We start from the raw sequence: 19,052 nt of genomic DNA, 5'->3' as shown, positions 1-19,052 counted from the left end.
CGCTTCAGTGCGACGCCCCCTTCAGCCACCGGGTCGCCGCCTATGAACGCCTCGGTCTCTCCACCATCCAGGCCAGGATCCGCCAGGCCACACCCCGGGGGCAGAATCGGGGTCTGTCACGGTCTTTTGTGTGTCATCCGCTTCGGTCATCCTGCAGCTGATCTGTCCTGATCGCCCGGCACTCGTGAGTGACATCGCCGGCTGGGTGGCAGCGAACGGCGGCAATATTCGCCATGCGGACCACCACACCGACGCTGGTGCTGGATTGTTTCTGAGCCGGATCGAATGGGATCTGCAGGGTTTCGGTTTACCTAGGGACGCCATCCCTTTAGCGGTGCAAGCCCTGGCGGAGCGTCTTCGTGGTGACGCCCAGGTTCATTTTTCCGACGACCATCCCCGGGTTGCAATTTTGGTGAGCAAGCAGAGCCATTGTTTGCTCGATCTGCTCTGGCGGGCACGCAGCGGAGAGTTGCCCATGCAGGTTCCCTTGGTGATCAGCAATCATCCGAACTTGGAACCCTGCTGCGCTGATTTTGGAGTTCCTTTCGTCTGCGTTCCTGTCACATCAGGCAGCAAGACAGAAGCGGAGGCCACCATTCTTAATCTGTTGGACGAGCATCAAATTGATCTGGCTGTGCTCGCCAAGTACATGCAGGTGCTGAGCGGGGGGTTTCTGGAGCGTTTTTCCGAGGTGATCAACATTCACCACTCGTTCTTGCCCGCTTTCAAGGGTGCGCAGCCTTATCACCGGGCCTGGGAGCGCGGTGTGAAGCTGATCGGTGCCACAGCGCACTACGTCACCGAGGAACTCGATGACGGTCCGATCATCGAGCAAACGATCGCCACGGTGAGTCACCGCGATGAGGTGGAGGATCTGATTCGAAAAGGGCGTGACACCGAAAGGCTGGCCCTGGCCCGTGCTTTGCGTCTCCACCTCCGTCGTCAGGTGATGGTTTACCGCGGACGCACGGCTGTGTTCGCATGACCCGTTCCCTGCGCAAGGTTTCGGCCTGGTTGGACGGAGAGAGCCCTTCATCGGCATCCACCTGGGGATGGCGCTGCTTTCAGCTCGGTTTGTTCTTGCTGCCGTCCAGTGCTCTGCTGGCTGGTCTTCTCTTGTTTCCAGCTCTGATCCTGGGAAGTTTGGGTCGGGAGCGTCCGTTCTGGTGTGATCCCTGGAATGCCCCCCTGCTGCTGGCTGGATTGTTCATGGTGGTCGGTTGTGTTCGGTCGTATTCCGGCCCGTTGGCCTGGGTTGGCCTGGGCAACTGGATTCCTTTTTTCTGGGGGTTCTGGGGGTTTCAGCCTTATGTGACTCTGCCGTCCTCTCGCAGGCGCAGCTGCCTCTGGCTTGTTGCAGGGAGTGTTCCCGTGGTCGTGACCGGCCTGGGCCAGTTGTGGTTTGGCTGGCAGGGACCTTGGCAGATCTTCGGTGGACTGATCATCTGGTTTATGTCCGCTGGTGGCCGCCCCGAGGGACGTTTGTCGGGACTGTTCGACTACGCCAACATCGCTTCGGCCTGGTTGGCGATGGTCTGGCCGCTGATGCTGGCGGCTTTGGTGCAGCCTGGTCTCAACCGCGTGCGCCGCGGGGTGGTTCTGACCATGGCTGCGGCAGTGGTGCTGTCTCTGGTGCTGACAGAGTCGCGCAATGGCTGGGGAGCGCTGGTGTTCGCTGTTCCCCTGGTGCTCGGTCCTCCGAGCTGGCCCTGGCTGCTGCCTCTGCTGGGGTTGGCTCTGTTACCCGTGCTGGTGGCTGTTTTGCCAGGGGTGCCTCCTCTGATCCAAGATCCTGCGCGCACGTTCGTTCCCGAAGGGATCTGGGCCCGTCTCAGCGATACGCAGTACGCCAGTCAGCGTGCCTTGGCGTCCACACGGCTCAGCCAGTGGGGACTTGCGCTGCAGTTGATTGCGGAACGCCCCTGGTTTGGCTGGGGTGCCGCGGCCTTTTCTGTGATCTACCCCCTCAGAACCGGTAAGTGGCACGGCCATGCCCACAATCTCCCTCTGGAACTGGCCATCAGCCATGGCGTGCCGGCGGCTGTGTTGGTTGTGGGTCTGGTGCTGTTGCTGCTGGTGGTGAGTCTGCGCCGTGGACCTCTGGGCTTGTTTGATCGAGCTTGGTGGACGGCTGCCCTGGTGCTGACGGTTCTGCACGCCACAGATCTGCCGTTCTTCGATAGCCGTCTGAATATCGCCGGCTGGATTCTGCTCGCGGGCTTGCGGGCGTCCTTCAGTTCAAGTTTTCAGCCGGTTCAGGATGCAGTGCCTGTCGCTGATGCTTGAGCAGGGTGTCCTGGGGGAGGGGGCCCTGCAGGTGCGACCAGGGAAGCACGGTGTCATCTGGCCAGATTTCGTGAATCACCTGCTCCCAGGCTGGCGGCAGAGGTAACTCCACACCGGCGCTTTTGGCCGCGGGTAGCTCGCCGGCCCGAGCCGCTCGGTAGGCCTTCTTCCAACCGCCAAGACTCTCCTGTGTGCCGCGAACGGCCACGATCACGGGAGCCAGTCGACGATCACTTCGCGACAGGAGCGCCTGGATCACGCTCCAGCCATAACTCTCTGGTCGTAGATCAATGCCTTTCGGTTTCAGCCGTTTGCCAAGGCGTTTCAAGCGTTTGTCGGCCTCGGGTCGCACGCCTTGCCATTGGAACGGCGTGTGGGCCTTGGGAACAAAGGTGCTCACACCGAGGGTGAAGCGCAGCCCTGGTGTGGCTTTCTTGAGTTGAAGCAGTAAATCGGCCGTTGCCTCCACGTCCTCCTCCTGCTCGCTGGGTAGGCCCACCATTCCATAGAGCTTCAGGGCACTGAGACCACCTTGCTTGGCATGGCGTGCAGCAGCGCTGATCTCCTCGCTGCTCAACTTCTTGTTCACGACGCGTCGCATCCGTTCACTGCCGCTTTCAATGGCGATGGTCAGCGACTTGCTGCCCCGATTGGCCAGGCTGGAGGCCAGTTGGGGGGTCACGGTGGCGGCCCGCACAGAGCTCACGCTGACGCGGACGTCATCGAAGCGAGCGTTGTTCAGCCAAGCGAGCAGATCACCGAACTGAGGATGTTGGGTCACGGAAGCCCCCAGAAGTCCCAGACGCCGGGTCGCCATCAGGCCCCGTTCGACTGCGGGGATCAAGCCGTCATCCAGCGAGGGTGTGCGGAAGGGAAGGGTGAGATAGCTGGCCAGGCAGAAGCGACAGAGCTCAGGGCAGCTGCGCACCACTTCCACCATGTGGATGTCAGGCCATGCGGCGTCGGGGGTGATCACCGTGGAGTGGCTGAGGGTGTTGCCGCGCCAGGTCTGCTTGGCCACGGTGGTGGGGAGATCCGCTTCGATCGGCTTGATCGACTGCAGCAACCCTTCGGAATCGAAGTGTGGGGCGTACAGCGCCGGCACATAGATGCCAGGAATCTTCGCCAGGTGCCGCAGACGTTCGGCCCGTGGTGCGTTGCGTACCGCCTGCAGGGCGTTGATGAAGGCTGGAAGAAGGTCCTCCCCATCCCCCAGCAGGATCACATCGAAAAACGGTGCCAACGGTTCGGGGTTCGCGGTTAACACAGGGCCACCTCCGAACACGATCGGGTCAGCGTCTGTTCGCTGTTCGCTCCAGATCGGGATGCTCTGGCCTTCGAGCAGATCCAGCAACACAGGGCCATCCAGTTCCCAGCTCAGGGACAGACCGAACAGATCGCAGCGGCGGTGCTGGGGATCTCCTTGATCGGTGAACAGCCTGCGCACATCCAGATCGGATCGCGAGGCCAGCGTGGCCCAAACGATCTGGTAACCAAGGCTGGTAATTCCCACCGTGTATGTGCTGGGGAACGCCAGGACCGTGCGCAGGGCACCGGGTTCCGGAACGGCAGGATCGAACAGCAGCGTTTCCTGATTCAGGGGTCTTGACCGAGGTTGGGATTGTTCTCGTCTGGAGGTGACGCTGACGGCGAGGGGGGAGGTGCTGGCGGCGGTGTGAAGGCCCGTCGGCGGATCGAGCCCCCCCAGGCGTGATGGATGGTGCCGTGGCGCTGGCGGCGCGCTTCTCGGTGATCCTCTTCCTTCAGTTCCATGCCCAGCTGGCGCTCGTAGATCGAGCGTTCATCAAACAACCTGGCCACCAGAAAACTGGCCAGACAGGCCACAAGGATTGGTTTGAGGATCAGCAGGTCCTTCGTGAGTGCGAAGGCCAGAAACATGGCGGTGATCGGAGTGCGCGAACAGCTGGCCACAAAGGCCCCCATGCCCGCAAACACATAGGTGCTGGGAACGTGCCCCGTGAGAGCTTCCACCCAGTAGCCACAGGCCAGACCGATCGCTCCGCCGAGGGTGAGCATCGGGTAAAAAAGTCCTCCCGGTGCGCCTGATGCCGCGGCAAGACCAGTGCTGAAGAAGAGCACGATGAAGGTGCCAAGTGCCATCGGAATGTCGGCCTTGCCGTCGGCGATCAGATGTTGCAGTCCCTCTAGGTTGTGGAATTCTTCAGGAAGAGAGGCATAAACGCTGCCCAGTACGGCACCGCTGAGCACCATGCGCAGCACCAGCCGATCGCCAAACCAGGCATCTCCTTTCCGCTGCATGGCCAGTACGTAGCGGCAGTAGAGCTCCGCCAGCAGGCCAACCACCACGCCGAGCCCGATCAGGTAGCCCAGATCGATCGGTAGGAAACTCACAAGAGGGGTGTATTCCCGTTCCAGTTGGAACCCCTGGGTTGCATCGAGACCGCCTCCACTGGGACTGAGCCCGGCAAGACCGAGGACATCGGCCCAGGCATCGGCCCAGAAGGTGGTCACGATCACCAGCAGCAACACCACGGGCCGGGCCGAATGCAGCAGCTCCTCAACGGCGTAAACAAACCCACCGATGGGTGCACTGAATACGGCAGCGATTCCGGCACCGCCGCCGGCGGCCACGATCACCCGCCGGAAGGCCACAGGAGCCTTCAGCCAGCGCGCCATCTGCCAGGCAACAGATCCCCCCATCTGCACGGAGGGTCCCTCGGGGCCAAGGGGAAAGCCGCTGCCGATGGCCACGATTCCTGCCACCAGTTTCACCAGGCCCACCTGCAGTCCCATGGGAACGGCCCGGTGCTTGAGAAAGCCCATGATGTGGGTGATGCCAGATCCGCCAGCAGCAGGCGCCAGGCAGGTGACGAGGAGGCCTGAGACCAATCCACCCGCGGCCCCGAGTCCTGGCAGCACCGCCCAGGCGGGCAGATCGGCCAGCAGTTCGAGGCGCCATGCCCCGAGAGTCTTGATGCCTGCCTTGAACAGCACGCCTGTCAGGGCGGCCCCGAGCCCGGTGAACATCAGGGCGAGGACCACCACCCACCAGCGTCGTTCCAGCAGGCGGCGGATGCTTCGGCTGGAGCCGAGTTGGTGGCGTCGTTGTTTCAGTTCACTCAGAACGGTCATGGCAGTGCTGATCCGGGTCAGGACCCAGCCAGCACTTCGGCTTCATCGTCCGCGCTGATGGTTCGGCCCTGATCCTCGAAACCGGAGATCTGGTCAAAGTTGAGGTAGCGGTAGAGCTCATCGGAGAGCGGGTCGATCTTCTCTGCCGCGATGCTGCGGTACTCCTGAGGGCTTGGGATCCGGCCCAGTTGGGCGCAAACCGCTGCCAGTTCGGCACTGCCCAGGTAAACCTGGGCGCCCTTGCCAAGACGGTTGTTGAAGTTACGGGTGCTGGTGGAGAACACGGTGGTGTTGTCGTCCACCCGTGCCTGGTTGCCCATGCAGAGGGAGCAGCCCGGCATCTCCATCCGGGATCCGGCGGCTTCGAAGGTGGCGTAGTAGCCCTCGGCTTTGAGGGTTTCTTCGTCCATGCGGGTGGGGGGACAGACCCAGAGGCGGGCCTGGTTCGGGCTGGCGCCTTCCAGCACTTTTGCCGCGGCGCGGTAGTGGCCGATGTTGGTCATGCAGGAGCCGATGAACACCTCCTGCACCGGATCACCGGCCACCTCGCTCAAAAGCTTCACGTTGTCGGGATCGTTGGGGCAGGCCACCACCGGTTCGGTGAGCTCGTCGAGGTTGATCTCCAGCACCTCGGCATACTCCGCATCGCCGTCGGCACTGAGGAGCTGTGGATTGGCCAGCCAGGCCTCCATCTCCTTGATGCGGCGAGCCAGGGTGCGGGCATCGCTGTAGCCGCGGGCGATCATGTTCTTGAGCAAGGCCACGTTGCTGCGCAGGTATTCGCTCACGGTTTCTTCCGAGAGCTTGATGGTGCAGCCCGCGCAGGAGCGTTCGGCGCTGGCGTCGGTGAGTTCGAAGGCCTGCTCGAGCTTGAGGTCGGGGAGACCTTCGATCTCCATGATCCGGCCATTGAACAAGTTCTTTTTGTTGGCCTTCTCCACGGTGAGCAGCCCGCGTTGAATGGCCACCCAGGGAATCGCATTCACCACATCCCGCAGGGTGACGCCCGGTTGCAGGGAGCCGCTGAAGCGCACCAGCACCGATTCCGGCATATCCAGCGGCATGGCGCCGATGGCCGCGGCGAAGGCCACCAGGCCCGAACCGGCGGGGAAGGAGATGCCCAGGGGGAAGCGGGTGTGGCTGTCACCGCCGGTGCCCACTGTGTCGGGCAGCAGCATGCGATTGAGCCAGCTGTGGATGATCCCGTCACCGGGGCGCAGGGCCACACCACCGCGCTGGGCGAAGAAATCAGGCAGATCCTTCTGGGTTTGCAGGTCCACCGGTTTGGGATAGGCCGCGGTGTGGCAGAAGCTCTGCATCACCAGGTCGGAGGAGAAGCCCAGGCAGGCCAGTTCCTTCATTTCATCCCGGGTCATCGGCCCAGTGGTGTCCTGGGAGCCAACGGTGGTCATCAGCGGCTCGCAGCTGGTGCCGGGGCGCACGCCGGGCAGGCCGCAGGCCTTGCCCACCATCTTCTGGGCGAGGGTGAAGCCTTTACCGGTGTCGGCCGGTGCCGAGGGCCGGATGAACAGATCGGAGGGAGCGAGACCGAGCTTGGCGCGCACTTTGTCGGTGAGGGCCCTGCCGATCATCAGGGGAATGCGGCCACCGGCCCGCACCTCGTCGCTGATGGTGCTGGGCTTCAGCGCGAACCGGCTCACCACCTCACCATCCCGTTCGATCGTGCCCGCATGGGGCCGGATGGTGATCACATCACCGGTGTTCAGCACGGTGACATCGCATTCGATCGGCAGGGCGCCGGAGTCTTCGGCGGTGTTGAAGAAGATCGGCGCGATCTTGCCGCCGAGGATGACGCCGCCGCCTCGTTTGTTGGGTACGTGGGGGATGACATCGCCGGTGTGCCAGAGCACGGAGTTGATGGCGCTTTTCCTGGAGCTGCCGGTGCCCACCACGTCGCCCACGTAGGCCACGGGATGGCCCTTTTCTTTGAGGGTTTCGATCGTCTTCAGGCCGTCTGGATCGCGGGTCTCCAGCATCGCCAAGGCGTGCAGAGGAATGTCTGGTCGGGTGGTGGCGTGGGTGGCGGGCGAGAGGTCGTCGGTGTTGGTTTCTCCTTCCACTTTGAACACCGTCACCGTGATCGTGTCGGCCAGCTCCGGCTTCGAAGTGAACCATTCGGCAGTCGCCCAGCTGTCCACCACCTGCTTGGCGAAGCGGTTGCTGGTGGCCAGCTCCATCATCTCGTTGAAGGCGTCGTACACCAGCAGGGTTCGGCTAAGGCCTTCAGCGGCGCAGCCGGCCAGCTGCGCGTCGCTGTGTTGGAGCAGCTCGATCAAGGCCGCCACGTTGTAGCCGCCCACCATCGTTCCAAGCAGGCGGGTGGCCTCCAGTGGCGACACCAAGGGACTGCTGGACTGGCCTTGAGCGATGGCGCTGAGCCAGGTGGCTTTCACGTAGGCCGCTTCGTCGACGCCGGGCGGGATGCGTTCGATCAGTAGATGTAGAAGCTCCTGCTCTTCCCCTGACGGTGGATTCCCCAACAGCTCCGTGAGTGCCTTGGCCTGGTTTGCGTCCAGGGGCAGCGGCGGAATCCCAAGGGCCAAACGTTCGGCAGCGTTCTCGCGGTAGGTGCTCAGCATCAGAATCAGCACAGGAACGGACTTGCAGGCCATTCTCCTGCGTCACCGTCCCGATTCGGAAGCCGGCGGGTTTCCTTAGTTTGCGTAACCTGATTCAACCTAATTCTTTTGGTATGACCACCACACACGATCTCCACGTGGTGGATACCAGACCTCTGGTCCCTCCCGCCCTGCTGCATGGAGATTTGCCGATTGATGCCAGGGCAACGGAGACCGTTGCCACGTCGCGCAGTCGGATTCAGGCCATTCTCAGGGGTCTTGACCGGCGACTGTTGGTGATCGTTGGCCCCTGCTCTGTCCATGATGTGGATGCAGCGAGGGAGTACGCCAGCAGATTGGCTCCCCTGCGTGAACGTCATGCTTCTGAGCTCGAGGTTGTGATGCGTGTCTATTTCGAGAAGCCACGCACCACCGTGGGTTGGAAGGGCCTCATCAATGATCCAAATCTCGACGGCTCCTACGACATCAACACGGGGTTGCGCATGGCGCGCTCGTTACTGCTCGATTTGGCAAGGGATGGAATGCCCTGTGCCACAGAACTGCTCGATCCTGTGGTTCCCCAATACATCGCCGATCTGATCAGCTGGACGGCGATTGGCGCCCGGACCACCGAAAGCCAGACGCACCGCGAGATGGCTTCAGGCTTGTCGATGCCGATCGGCTACAAAAACAGCACTGATGGCAGCGCCACCATTGCCATCAACGCCATGCAGGCCGCGTCCAAACCCCATCATTTTCTAGGTATCAATCGCGAGGGGCATGCATCGATCGTGAGCACCACCGGTAATCCGGATGGACATCTCGTGTTGCGGGGAGGCAACCGGGGTACGAATTACCACCTCGAGGCGATTCAGGACGCTGCTGAAGAATTGAAAGCTGCGGGACTGCCTGATCGGTTGATGGTGGATTGCAGCCATGGCAATTCCAACAAGGATTTCCGCCGTCAAGGTGAGGTGTTGAAATCTGTGGCAGCTCAAGTGGAGGAGGGTTCAGCGCACGTGATGGGGGTGATGCTGGAAAGTCATCTTGTTGAGGGCAATCAAAAGATCAGCGCGGATCGATCAGCGCTGACCTACGGCCAGAGTGTCACTGACGCTTGCATCAGTCTTGAGACGACAGCCGAACTGCTGGAAGGTTTGGCTGATTCGCTGAAAAAAGTTGGCACTCGAGCTGCATGAGTGCCAACTTTCTGACAGCTTCGGGCTTGAAATAGACCTTGTTGTTGTTCAGTTCATCGTGAACTTTTCATCTGTTCGATTATTTTAATTTTGGGCAACTTCATCAAGAAGCTGTCGGCATGTTTGGGATTCGTATTCTCGGTTTTGGCGATTTGATGCGCCTGTACGAACTGGAGCGGGAAACCGGGCTCTGGGTTCAGGGTTTTCGTCCGCTTCAGCTCGATGCTCTTCTCGATTGGTCCGGTGGCGTTGCTGATCAGCAGCGTTGGGATCTGGATGCCTTGCATCAGCAGGTGATGCACTTCTGGGTTGATCGAGCAGGCGAGATTCAGACGTGGCAGGTCAGGCTCCGTTCTTTGCCGGATGATCAGTGTCTTGTTGCAGCCCTTGGCAGCAGCCGTGACTGGGGCCTGCATTTGGAACGGTTGCTGCGTGTCTAAGAGATCATCCAAGACCAGCTCAAGCCCACAGCGATCGGCACGCTGAGGTTGTCGATCCCCCATCGACTCAGTTGCTCTAGGCCAACGGCCAGAACACACACGATCAAAACGCGAATCGGCTGGAATGCGCTGTCACTGACCAACACGAGCATGGTCAGCACAGCAGCCGTGACCAGGGCCATTGTGAGTGTTCCAGCGACAGATTTCCGCTGTTGCCAGAGGCTCCAGGTTGGTGAGTGGAGACCGCGCCCAACCAAGCCTGCAAAGCCGTCTCCCAGGGCCATCACCAGCACTCCAGCACAGGCTGCGATGGCCTGCTCGGGCCAGAAGAGGATGAGAAGAAGAGTGATTGCCAGTCCATACGCCACTGTTCCATAGCTGTGTCGGTCGATATCCTCAACAGCCGGGAGTAGTCGCCAGCGATGGTTGATCGCGGTGATGACGGTGACTGACAGTGCGGCTGGAACAGCTACCCAGGCTGGAAGTTGCAGCCACCAGGCCAGGGGAACGACAGGTCCGGTACCGATATGAACGATTTTGCGACTGAGTTCCTTTTGCTCCGGCAAGACGCGTCGGCAAAGCACCGCAGCTGAGAGAACCAGAGCCATCCAGGCCCCAATCACCAGCAGCGACGGCACCAAAGGATCAGGCTGCCTGTTGCTGGTCGGTCATGGTGCGCAACTTGAGGATTGCTTTCGCTTCCAGTTGCCTGACGCGTTCCCGGGAGACATTGATCTGTCGACCGATTTCGGCCAGGGTCAATGGTTCGGCTCCATCGAGTCCAAAGCGCAGGCGAAGGATTTTCTGTTCCCGCTCGTTGAGTTGGGCCAGCCAGCCTCCGAGGTGTTCTTTCTGAATGCTGCGATCCATGCCCTCCATCGGCTCATCACCGTTGGGGTCTGGAATCAATTCTCCGAGCGTGCTGCGATCTTCTTCTCCCCTGGCGTGGGCATCGAGGGATGCGCAGGGTGCACTTTGAGAGATCAGTTCTTCGAGATCGCGTGGTTCGATCCCCATCGCGTTGGCAAGCTCGAGGCGATTGGGTTGACGACCGAAACGATGGGATAGCTCCCTGGTGATGCGGCGCATCTTCGAGAGCTTTTCGCTGATGTGAATCGGCAGACGAATGGTCCGTGCACTGTTGTCGATAGCCCGGGTCATTCCCTGACGGATCCACCAATAGGCATAGGTCGAGAATTTGTAGCCCATGGCGGGGTCAAACTTGTCGACCGCTCTCTCCAGGCCGATGGCTCCTTCCTGGACGAGATCTAGCAACTCCAATCCCTGGTTCTGATACTTCTTGGCAACACTCACCACGAGGCGAAGGTTGGCCGCCATCATCCGATCTCTGGCCCGTTTGCCCATGCGGATGCGATGACGCTGCCGAGGGGTGCGTTCATCATCCGGAACATCCAAGAGTTCCTTCATGGCCTGCACGTGATGCGCAAGCTCTATTTCCTCTGCAGCAGTGAGCAGGGGCACGCGGCCAATGCTGCTGAGGTAATAGCCAATGGAATCGGTAGAGAGTCGACCTGTTTGTCGACTCGAGCGATTTGACGTTGAGCGTGAACGTGACCCTGGATTGCGCTGGCTTGTGGCCGGCAAAACAGGTTCTTTGGAAGAGACCGCGGAGGCCTCAACCTCAGACTCCAGAGGGATCCCCATCACCCTGGCCTCCTGAAATTAGATTTGCGCGCAATTTAGCACTCGTTTAGGGGTGTGACCTCTGTGAATCGAAAGTCTTTCCGTAACTGCAAATGCATCGGCAAGGGTTTGATCATTCAACAAGCAGATGCGCAGTCTCCACTGGGTTTTTTGTTGCCGATTTAACTGAATTTCGCTCATTCATTCTGAGCGGGAACACCTTTTTTCCAGGTTTCAATGAGTTGAAGTTGAGAATTCCGCTCTGTGCCTTCGGGATGACGCTGCGTGAAATCGCCGTTGCTCTGCATATCAAAGGCGCCGCGGTTGTCGTCGAGGTAAACCTGCAGCAGTCGTTCGAGTTGTTCGCGTAGCGTCGGTTCTTCCACTGGAGTGACCGCTTCGACGCGTCGATCAAGATTGCGGGGCATCCAGTCAGCACTGCCGATGTAGACCTCAGGGTTGCCACCATTTCCGAACCAGAAGATGCGTGAGTGTTCAAGGAAACGCCCAATAATGCTGACCACGCGGATGGACTCACTGAGCCCTTTGCGGCCTGGGTAGAGGCAGCACATTCCACGGATGATCAATTCGATCGTGACCCCGGCTTGTGAGGCTTCATACAGCAGGGCAATGATTCCAGGGTCCACAAGGGAATTCATCTTGGCCCGGATGTGACCTCCCCGGCCCTGTTGGGCATGCTCGATCTCTCTGCGGATCAGATTTTCCATTCCCTTGCGCAGGGAAACGGGCGCCACCAGAAGCTTGCGGAACCCCTGCTGTTTGGAGAATCCCGTGAGGTAATTGAACAGCTCCACGAGGTCTTGGCCCAGTTCCGGTCGCGCTGAAAGAAGTCCGAGGTCGGTGTAAAGCCGCGAGGTTTTGGAGTTGTAATTTCCAGTTCCGATATGCACGTAGCTACGCAGGCGCTCTTTTTCCTTGCGGACCACCAGAACGATTTTGGTGTGGGTCTTCAGACCAAGAACGCCATACACAACATGCACGCCGGAACGTTCCAGATGCTTGGCCCATTGAATGTTGTTGTCTTCATCGAAGCGGGCCTTCAGTTCCACCAGGGCCATCACTTGCTTGCCATTCTCAGCGGCGCGAATCAATGCGGCGATGATCGGTGAATCCTTGGAGGTGCGATACAGGGTCATCTTGATGCCCATCACCAGGGGATCATCGGCCGCCTGGTTGATGAATTCCTCCACGGATGTGGAGAAGAGGTCGTAGGGATGGTGAAGCAAAACGTCGCGGCGCCGCACCACCGAGAAGATGCTTTCGAACTCTTCTTCTTTAAGGGACCCGTCCTCCAACATGCTCCGCTGCGCACGCCCGAGGATGGCGGGAGTCAGTCCTGAGTGGCTCTCATCCTTGATTTGCGGCAGGGGAATCCCCATCAGACCGAAGAGGTCGTCCAGGCCTAAAGGACCATCGACCCTGTAGAGGTCTTCCTCCTCAACGGACATTCCCTCCATCAGCATCTCGACCACGTCCTGGGGCATTTCATCGGCAACCTCCAGGCGTACGACCTCGCCACCCATCCGCCGTTTGCGCAAGCCCTGTTCGATGGCGATCATGAGGTCATCAGCCTCGAGATCCCTCAATTCCAGGTCCGCATCGCGGGTGACTCGGAAGAAATAGTGCCCTTCGATGGCCATGCCAGGGAAGAGCAAGCCCAGGTTGAATGCCACCACCTGCTCCAGAGGCACGGCGGTGTGAATCGGTTCACAATCACCGCTCGCGAGATCGGTGGGAATGGTGACGAAGCGGGGCAGGATCTTTTGAGGGACCTTCACTCGGGCGAGTTGGCGTTGACCGCTTTGGGGGTCGTGGATCAGAGCTGCCACATTCAGGCTCAGATTGCTCACGAACGGGAAGGGATGAGCCGGATCAACGGCCAGGGGGGTGAGGACAGGAAAGATCGCTGTCTGGAAGTAGTTGTCAACCCAGAGCCGCTGGCGTTCGTTGAGCTGTTCGTAATCCAGCAGATGGGCGCCGTGGTCGAGAAGCTGGATCTTCAGGCGGGAGCGGTAATGCTCCTGTTGCTTGTGCAGCAGTGGGGTGAGCTGCTCGCGGATCGCGAGCAGCTGCTCGATCGGTGTGCGTCCGTCTTCGCTGAGTTTTTCGATGCCGGCTTCAACCTGGGCCTTCAGGGAGGCCACCCTCACCATGAAAAATTCATCGAGGTTGTTGCTGAAAATGGCGCTGAATTTCGCTTGTTCCAGCAGTGGTGTCCGCTCGTCCAATGCTTGAACGAGAACCCTTTCGTTAAAAGCGATCCAGCTGAGCTCCCGGTTGATGTAGAGATCGGGAGAAAGAACTTTGTCACTCATGGCGTGACCAGTAAGGGAGCCGGTGCGCGCAACGTAGCAATCGTGGATTAACCGGAATGTGTTCTAGGAATCGAGCTGAGGCCGTTGTGGCGTCCGTTCAGACACTTCGACGGAGACGAGGCGTTCCGCCCACCAGCAGGGTCACGGCGATCAGCAACCCGGCACTCCCTAGGAAAGGACTGGTCTGTCCCAGCAGGTCATAGCTGAGTCCCGCAAGGGGAGGTCCGAGAAAACTGCCGAGACTCTGCAGGGCCTGCAGGCTGCCGAGGGCAGCTCCCTGACCTTCTGAGTTCAGACGCCTGGACACCAGGCTGCGCAGGCTTGGTGTCACCAACCCGGTGCCCGTTGCCAAAATCGCCACGGCACTGAAAACTCCTCGTTCCGCTTGTTCAACGGTTGTTGACGGAATCAGCAGGCAACCCGTGATCACTAGGCTGAGCCCGATCAGGGTGAGTCGCCACTCGCCAAGACGTTTCACCAGCGGGCCGATCAATCCACCCTGCACAACGGTGGCCACGATGCCAACGATCAGAAATGCCGTGCTGGCCAGTTCGGGACCCCAGTTGAAACGTTGTTTGAAATAGAGGACAAGGATGGCGGTGAAGCCGTTAAATGCTAGGAAAAACAGGAAAAAACTCAGACAGAGCCTTCCGACGGCGGGATTGGCCGTCACTTTGATGACTTGGGCCAACGGATTGAGCTCCCGTTTGCGCGGCATAGCCCTGCGTGCATCGGCAGGATGCGTTTCTGGAAGGAGCCCCAGAACCACCAAGAGATTCACCACTGCGAATCCAGTGGCGGCCCACACTGGCACGGTCACGTTGATGCGCGCGAGCTGCCCGCCCAGGAAAGGCCCCACGATGAAGCCGAGTCCGAAGGCCACACCGATGAGGCCGAAGGCTCGGGCCCTCTGCTCGGGAGGTGTGATATCGGCCAAGACCGCACTGGCGGTAGCGGCGGTTCCACCGCTCACGCCATCGATCAACCGCGCCAGAAACAGCAGCATGAGGGGCAATGAGGCACCGGCTGGCCAGTCGAGGCTTACGGTGAGGGCGAATAAACCCAGGCCCAGCACGGATCCGCTGACGCAAGTGGCGATCACGGGCCGACGGCCGAAGCGGTCACTAAGGGCTCCGATCAATGGGGTCGCGGCGAACTGGGCGAGGGCATAGCTTCCTGCCAGCAGTCCAAGGGTGCGTCCGTCTGCATTGAAGCTCGCCAGTAGGAAGGGCAGCAGCGGAAACACGATGCTTTCGCTCAACCTGTCGTTCAGGAGTGTCAGGAAGGCACTCAGCAGGGTGGGGATCCGAGGACGCTGCAATCTGGCTGCTCTTCAGAGGAGACTCACATTCCCACAGGCCCTGCTGATGGCTTTGCGACGCATTCGGCCCGCCGATGCCTTTCTGCTTCGAGAGATCTTTGCGGATGCCATTGAGAGTCAGGCCTCAGGGCTGTACACACCACAGCAGATCAGGGCTTGGATCTCTTTGGCCTGGCTCCCCGGCGTGCTGGATTGTGTGTTTCAACACGGTGACGGTTGGATCAGCGGCGATGGTGCTGCTTTTGCCATGCGGCAGCCGCAGGATCGGCTGGCGTTGTTGTACTGCCGTGGACGGGCGTCACGCCAGGGCCATGGCGCGGCACTGGTGAAACGGATTGAGTGCGATGCCCGTGCCGATGGGCTTGTGCACATCCACGCTGAGGCGAGTCTGTTAAGTCTCCCTCTGTTGGAGCGTTGTGGCTGGCGGTTTCTGAGGCTCGAGACGTTTACGGTCGCAGGCGTGCCATTCGAGCATCACCGGATGGAAAGGCAGCTGCACAACTGATCAAGCTGGTGCAGGGCTTTGCCTTCGTCCATCACGGTCGTGGCTGTCTCCAAAGCCGTCTCCAGACTGTCGCTGAGGCCTGCAAACCAGAGGTAAACGCCGGCGTTCCAGCGCAGGGAATCCTGCAGCGGTCCGCGGTTCTGCAAAGCGTCCATGGCCTGGGCCTGCCAGGTGGTGAGGTCCGTCCACTCCACATCGGTGGCATGGCAGCCATGATCTCTTGGATGCAGGATCAGCCGTTCTGTTTGTTCCCCAAGAACACGGGCTGTGATGCAGGCCCGACCAATCGGCAGATCGGTGCCACCTTCCAACCCTTTCACGGTGAAGAGATCGCTTTCACCGGCGAGTTTCAGGGCTTCCCAGGCTCGACTTTCGGTTGGGGGGTGGACAAATCCGCTGATCAGACGATGGTCCCCTTGATGGGCGGTCCAGAGCAGTTCCAGACTGGCCACAGGGGGGCGCTTGCCCAGTTCATCCCTGTAACTGATCAGGCTCTCGGCGATGGCGAAATGATCAGGCTGATGGATGAGGGCAAATCCTTGGTTGTGAAAGCCGTCTTGAACGGTTTCCAACGGCAGTCCACGTAGATCGAGCCCGAGGCTGCGGAACAGCTCAATGGCCGTGATGCCGTATTTGATCGGCATGCGCTCACCACCCTGCAGCACCACCGGCTGATTGCAGGCCAGCAGAACCAGGGTGGTGAGGGGATAGATCGGTGCTGTTCGGGTTCGTCCGTCGTAGGGCATGCCGAAGCACAGCGGCGGACGTTGTCCGGGGGCACTGCGCAGAACCGGCCCAAGTTTCCGGTAGGTGTCGAGCATTCCCGTGAGTTCCTGGGGCTCGGGACGTCGGATCCGGTGTGCAATTAAAAAGGCACCGATTTGGGCAGGAGTTGCATCCTGATGAAGCATGAGTTCAAGGGCGTCCGCTGCTTCTTCGCGACTCATGCCCTTGCTGGTGTGTTCACCGCTGCCAACCTTGCGAAGGTGCTGTTTGAACCGTTCACGACCGCTAAGAGCAGTGCTTGTCACGCGCGTTCAAGCAGATTGAATCAGTGTTCTGTAGCGCAGAGGGCATGGAGGTAGTCGTTGATACCAAAAACTAGAGGCGGAGACTCACGGAGAGTCAAAATAGGACAATCCAGAGAAGCTGCCGTGGAGAGGGTGATCAGGATTTTGGCGTCCATCGGCGTAATACAGCCGCTCGAGCACCAGGCTTGAAGCACCACTGGATTCAAGTTGCTGGCTGAACAGAAGGGAACTGAAGGAACGGAACAGTGCGCTCATAGCGGCGAGTCAGATGATTTAAATACAGCAGGGTTGCTTTGGCAATGCTGTGTCCAATGCGTCAAAATCAAATTGTCATTTTGGTCGTCATTGATGCATTTTGTGGGGCAGTGGTTGCGTGAGCCTTGCAGTTGCAAATTGCCTTTCCGGCATGACCTCCTCCACACTCTCGACCGCATCGCTCTCGGCTCCTTCTCAAAGCACTGTCACATCCAGTTTGATGGCAGCAAAGAAAGCCAAAGGCATGAGTTTCACAGATCTTGGATCAGCGCTTGGGCTCGATGAAGTCTGGGTAGCTTCCTTGTTTTATGGACAGGCCACAGCATCACCGGAGGAAGCTGAAAAACTCTCGTCACTGCTTTCGTTGGATCCCGCGATCACAGCGGCAATCCAGGAGTTCCCCACAAAAGGCAGTCTGGAGCCGGTTATTCCCACCGACCCTCTGATTTATCGCTTCTACGAGATCATGCAGGTATATGGAATGCCCCTGAAGGATGTTATCCAGGAAAAATTCGGTGATGGCATCATGAGCGCGATTGATTTCACCCTTGAGGTTGACAAGGTTGAGGATCCGAAAGGTGATCGAGTAAAGATCACCATGTGCGGAAAGTTCCTCCCGTATAAAAAGTGGTGAATCGGTTTTTAATACTGTGAGCTTTTAAAGGACATCGAGAGGATTAAAGCCCGGCATTGCCGGGCTTTTTGTTGTCAAGTTCGGAATTGTTGGTTCAGCTCACGATGTGCCAGCTTGCGTCGTTTTGGATCATCCACTGATTCACTGAGTTCGACGAGTAATTCTTGACTGGTGGAGGTGGCAATACACCCGAGGGCTCGGAAGGCCGCGTCGGCAATCACTTCGGAGTTGCTCATGCACAGCGCGGCCAGGCGATGACTAATGGCTCCGCCATCCCGGCGTTGCAGGACCCGAATGGTGGAGATCACAATCGGATCGCGACAATCATCCAGCAGATCAGAGCAGAGAGCGAGAAGTTCTTGATCCGTAAGTGTGTGAGCACGGAAGCTGATCAGTTGCAGGCCTATCTGACGGTGTTGCATTCCGGGGTGTCTGAGGCATGTGAGCAGGACTGAGTCAGGAACGTCGGCGCCCCAGCAGGACAAGGCCTGGAGCACACAAAGATGGTCATCGTCAAGATGGCTGGGTTCATTCAGCCGATGAAGTAGCCAGTCGCGTGCTTCACGTTGATGGCATAACCCTGCAGCAAGCACGAGCTCTTTCTGCTCACCATGTTGTTGCATGAGGCGCATGATGATCGGCCAGCCATTGGCCGCCAAAGATCCCAGCTTTTCGCAGAGCGCCTGACGCAGATCAGCAGAAAGGCTGGAGGAGTAAGACTCCTCCAGCCAGGAAGGCTCCAATGGAGCTCTGCGTGATCGCGCCAGCCGTTCCCAGAGGATGGCTTCGTCAACACTCATTGGGCTCAGCGCGCTCCCAGTTCAGCAGCAAGTTCGCGCTCCAGTTTTTCATCGTGTTCCTGCGGAAGCACGTTATCCATGGTGGTGCGGTGGGTGCTGTAGAAGAGCATGCCGATGAACACCATGCCGCCCACGATGTTGCCAATGGTGACGGGTAGGAAATTCCAGAAGATCACCTTGGTGTAAGGAACGCCAGAGCCAAGTATTGGTCCCGCTGTGTGCAGAAACTGATTCACCACGATGTGTTCCATTCCCATCGATTGGAACGCAGTGATTGGAAGCCAGCAGGCCAGGATCTTTCCTGGAACGCTTTTGCTGACCAGTGCCATGGTGACGCCGAGGCATACAAGCCAGTTGGCAACTACGCCGCGAAGGAACGCCAGGAAGAAGCCCATGCTTCCCAGTGCTTCATACTTTTTCTCAACGTTGATCTTGTTGAGAGCCATGATTTTCTGAGCCACAAGGTCCCAGATCGGCGCGCCGACATTATCGGCTGCTCCATCCATGGTCCCGCTGGTCAGGCTGATCGCCATGATCAGTGCGACGACAGCAGTACCGATCCAGTTACCGATCCACACCCAAGTCCAGTTGCGGAATGTGGCTCCCCAAGTGCAGCGACCTGCCCAGGTGGCCATGGGCAGCAGAGCGAAATTACCGGTGACCAGTTCCATGCCGAAGAGCACGATGCTGGCGAAGCCGAAGGGAAACAGCAAGGAGCCGACAAAGGGCGCCTTCACGGTGATGCCAACGGTGAGGGCCAGGATCACTGCCAAACCAAGGATGGCGCCTGAATAGAAACCACGCAGCAGCAGATCTTTGATGCTGACGCTCGACTTTTTGCCGCCGGCGGCAATCATGCCGTCGACAAGTTCATTGGGGAGAACGTAATCCATCAGTCTGTTTCAGAA

17 protein-coding genes are annotated in these 19,052 nt (G+C 59.4%); 6 read left to right on the top strand and 11 right to left on the bottom strand.

What is annotated here, in order from left to right:
- Window positions 1-130: 130 nt before the first annotated feature.
- Both purU and SynMEDNS5_RS12905 read left to right on the top strand, forming a co-directional pair.
- Window positions 131-985 carry a formyltetrahydrofolate deformylase gene (purU, locus tag SynMEDNS5_RS12910; protein WP_186583723.1) on the top strand — a complete coding sequence of 285 codons (855 nt, stop codon included), beginning with the start codon at window positions 131-133 and terminating at the stop codon, window positions 983-985.
- Window positions 982-2,286 carry an O-antigen ligase gene (locus SynMEDNS5_RS12905; RefSeq protein WP_186583722.1) on the top strand — a complete coding sequence of 435 codons (1,305 nt, stop codon included), beginning with the start codon at window positions 982-984 and terminating at the stop codon, window positions 2,284-2,286. Before purU ends, SynMEDNS5_RS12905 begins: the two co-directional genes overlap by 4 nt.
- On the opposite strand, the gene SynMEDNS5_RS12900 is transcribed toward SynMEDNS5_RS12905, so the two are convergent.
- From SynMEDNS5_RS12900 to acnB, 3 genes are all read right to left on the bottom strand, one after another.
- Window positions 2,234-3,799 carry a radical SAM protein gene (locus SynMEDNS5_RS12900; RefSeq protein ID WP_255440190.1) on the bottom strand — a complete coding sequence of 522 codons (1,566 nt, stop codon included), beginning with the start codon at window positions 3,797-3,799 and terminating at the stop codon, window positions 2,234-2,236. The genes SynMEDNS5_RS12905 and SynMEDNS5_RS12900 overlap by 53 nt on opposite strands.
- Before the next feature lie 83 nt (window positions 3,800-3,882).
- Window positions 3,883-5,400, bottom strand: coding sequence for a ClC family H(+)/Cl(-) exchange transporter (locus SynMEDNS5_RS12895; RefSeq protein WP_186583721.1), 1,518 nt, complete (start codon window positions 5,398-5,400; stop codon window positions 3,883-3,885).
- 17 nt (window positions 5,401-5,417) lie between these two features.
- Window positions 5,418-8,000, bottom strand: coding sequence for a bifunctional aconitate hydratase 2/2-methylisocitrate dehydratase (gene acnB, locus SynMEDNS5_RS12890; RefSeq protein WP_186586023.1), 2,583 nt, complete (start codon window positions 7,998-8,000; stop codon window positions 5,418-5,420).
- 113 nt (window positions 8,001-8,113) lie between these two features.
- On the opposite strand from acnB, the gene SynMEDNS5_RS12885 reads away from it, so the two are divergent.
- Entirely contained in the window at window positions 8,114-9,178 is a 1,065-nt protein-coding gene (locus tag SynMEDNS5_RS12885) for a 3-deoxy-7-phosphoheptulonate synthase (RefSeq protein ID WP_186583720.1), read from the top strand.
- A 119-nt stretch (window positions 9,179-9,297) separates the two neighbouring features.
- The gene (locus SynMEDNS5_RS12880; protein WP_186583719.1) at window positions 9,298-9,618 is read left to right on the top strand and encodes a hypothetical protein; all 321 of its coding nucleotides are present in this window, start codon (window positions 9,298-9,300) and stop codon (window positions 9,616-9,618) included.
- Here the strand turns inward: SynMEDNS5_RS12880 and SynMEDNS5_RS12875 are convergent.
- From SynMEDNS5_RS12875 to SynMEDNS5_RS12860, 4 genes are all read right to left on the bottom strand, one after another.
- A complete protein-coding gene (locus SynMEDNS5_RS12875; protein ID WP_255440189.1) occupies window positions 9,615-10,259 on the bottom strand; it encodes a diacylglycerol/polyprenol kinase family protein in 645 nt (214 codons plus the stop codon). The two genes, SynMEDNS5_RS12880 and SynMEDNS5_RS12875, sit on opposite strands and share 4 nt — an antisense overlap.
- 4 nt (window positions 10,260-10,263) lie before the next feature.
- On the bottom strand, window positions 10,264-11,283 hold the full coding sequence (locus SynMEDNS5_RS12870) for an RpoD/SigA family RNA polymerase sigma factor (protein ID WP_186583718.1): 1,020 nt from the start codon (window positions 11,281-11,283) through the stop codon (window positions 10,264-10,266).
- Window positions 11,284-11,459: 176 nt separating this feature from the next.
- Complete coding sequence (gene ppk1, locus SynMEDNS5_RS12865; RefSeq protein WP_186583717.1) at window positions 11,460-13,598, bottom strand: polyphosphate kinase 1; 2,139 nt, start codon at window positions 13,596-13,598, stop codon at window positions 11,460-11,462.
- A 97-nt stretch (window positions 13,599-13,695) separates the two neighbouring features.
- Window positions 13,696-14,919: an MFS transporter gene (locus SynMEDNS5_RS12860; RefSeq protein ID WP_186583716.1), complete on the bottom strand. Its 1,224-nt coding sequence runs from the start codon at window positions 14,917-14,919 to the stop codon at window positions 13,696-13,698.
- Between the two features lie 46 nt (window positions 14,920-14,965).
- Between SynMEDNS5_RS12860 and SynMEDNS5_RS12855 the strand changes: the two genes are divergently transcribed.
- The gene (locus SynMEDNS5_RS12855; protein ID WP_186583715.1) at window positions 14,966-15,424 is read left to right on the top strand and encodes a GNAT family N-acetyltransferase; all 459 of its coding nucleotides are present in this window, start codon (window positions 14,966-14,968) and stop codon (window positions 15,422-15,424) included.
- On the opposite strand, the gene SynMEDNS5_RS12850 is transcribed toward SynMEDNS5_RS12855, so the two are convergent.
- Window positions 15,394-16,455, bottom strand: coding sequence for an anthranilate phosphoribosyltransferase family protein (locus tag SynMEDNS5_RS12850; RefSeq protein ID WP_186583714.1), 1,062 nt, complete (start codon window positions 16,453-16,455; stop codon window positions 15,394-15,396). The two genes, SynMEDNS5_RS12855 and SynMEDNS5_RS12850, sit on opposite strands and share 31 nt — an antisense overlap.
- An 84-nt stretch (window positions 16,456-16,539) precedes the next feature.
- Complete coding sequence (locus SynMEDNS5_RS12845; RefSeq protein ID WP_186583713.1) at window positions 16,540-16,710, bottom strand: cyanate hydratase; 171 nt, start codon at window positions 16,708-16,710, stop codon at window positions 16,540-16,542.
- 151 nt (window positions 16,711-16,861) lie between these two features.
- Between SynMEDNS5_RS12845 and cynS the strand changes: the two genes are divergently transcribed.
- Window positions 16,862-17,344, top strand: coding sequence for a cyanase (gene cynS, locus SynMEDNS5_RS12840; protein WP_186583712.1), 483 nt, complete (start codon window positions 16,862-16,864; stop codon window positions 17,342-17,344).
- A gap of 74 nt (window positions 17,345-17,418) precedes the next feature.
- Here cynS and SynMEDNS5_RS12835 read toward each other — a convergent pair whose 3' ends face one another.
- Both SynMEDNS5_RS12835 and SynMEDNS5_RS12830 read right to left on the bottom strand, forming a co-directional pair.
- The gene (locus SynMEDNS5_RS12835; protein ID WP_186583711.1) at window positions 17,419-18,144 is read right to left on the bottom strand and encodes a HEAT repeat domain-containing protein; all 726 of its coding nucleotides are present in this window, start codon (window positions 18,142-18,144) and stop codon (window positions 17,419-17,421) included.
- Between the two features lie 5 nt (window positions 18,145-18,149).
- Window positions 18,150-19,037 carry a formate/nitrite transporter family protein gene (locus SynMEDNS5_RS12830; RefSeq protein WP_186583710.1) on the bottom strand — a complete coding sequence of 296 codons (888 nt, stop codon included), beginning with the start codon at window positions 19,035-19,037 and terminating at the stop codon, window positions 18,150-18,152.
- Window positions 19,038-19,052: the final 15 nt, after the last annotated feature.

Source organism: Synechococcus sp. MEDNS5, from assembly GCF_014279875.1.
In the GTDB taxonomy this organism is placed as follows: Bacteria; Cyanobacteriota; Cyanobacteriia; order PCC-6307; family Cyanobiaceae; genus Synechococcus_C.
Note: the sequence above shows the minus strand (reverse complement) of the source record. Positions and strands in the feature narration are given on the sequence as shown.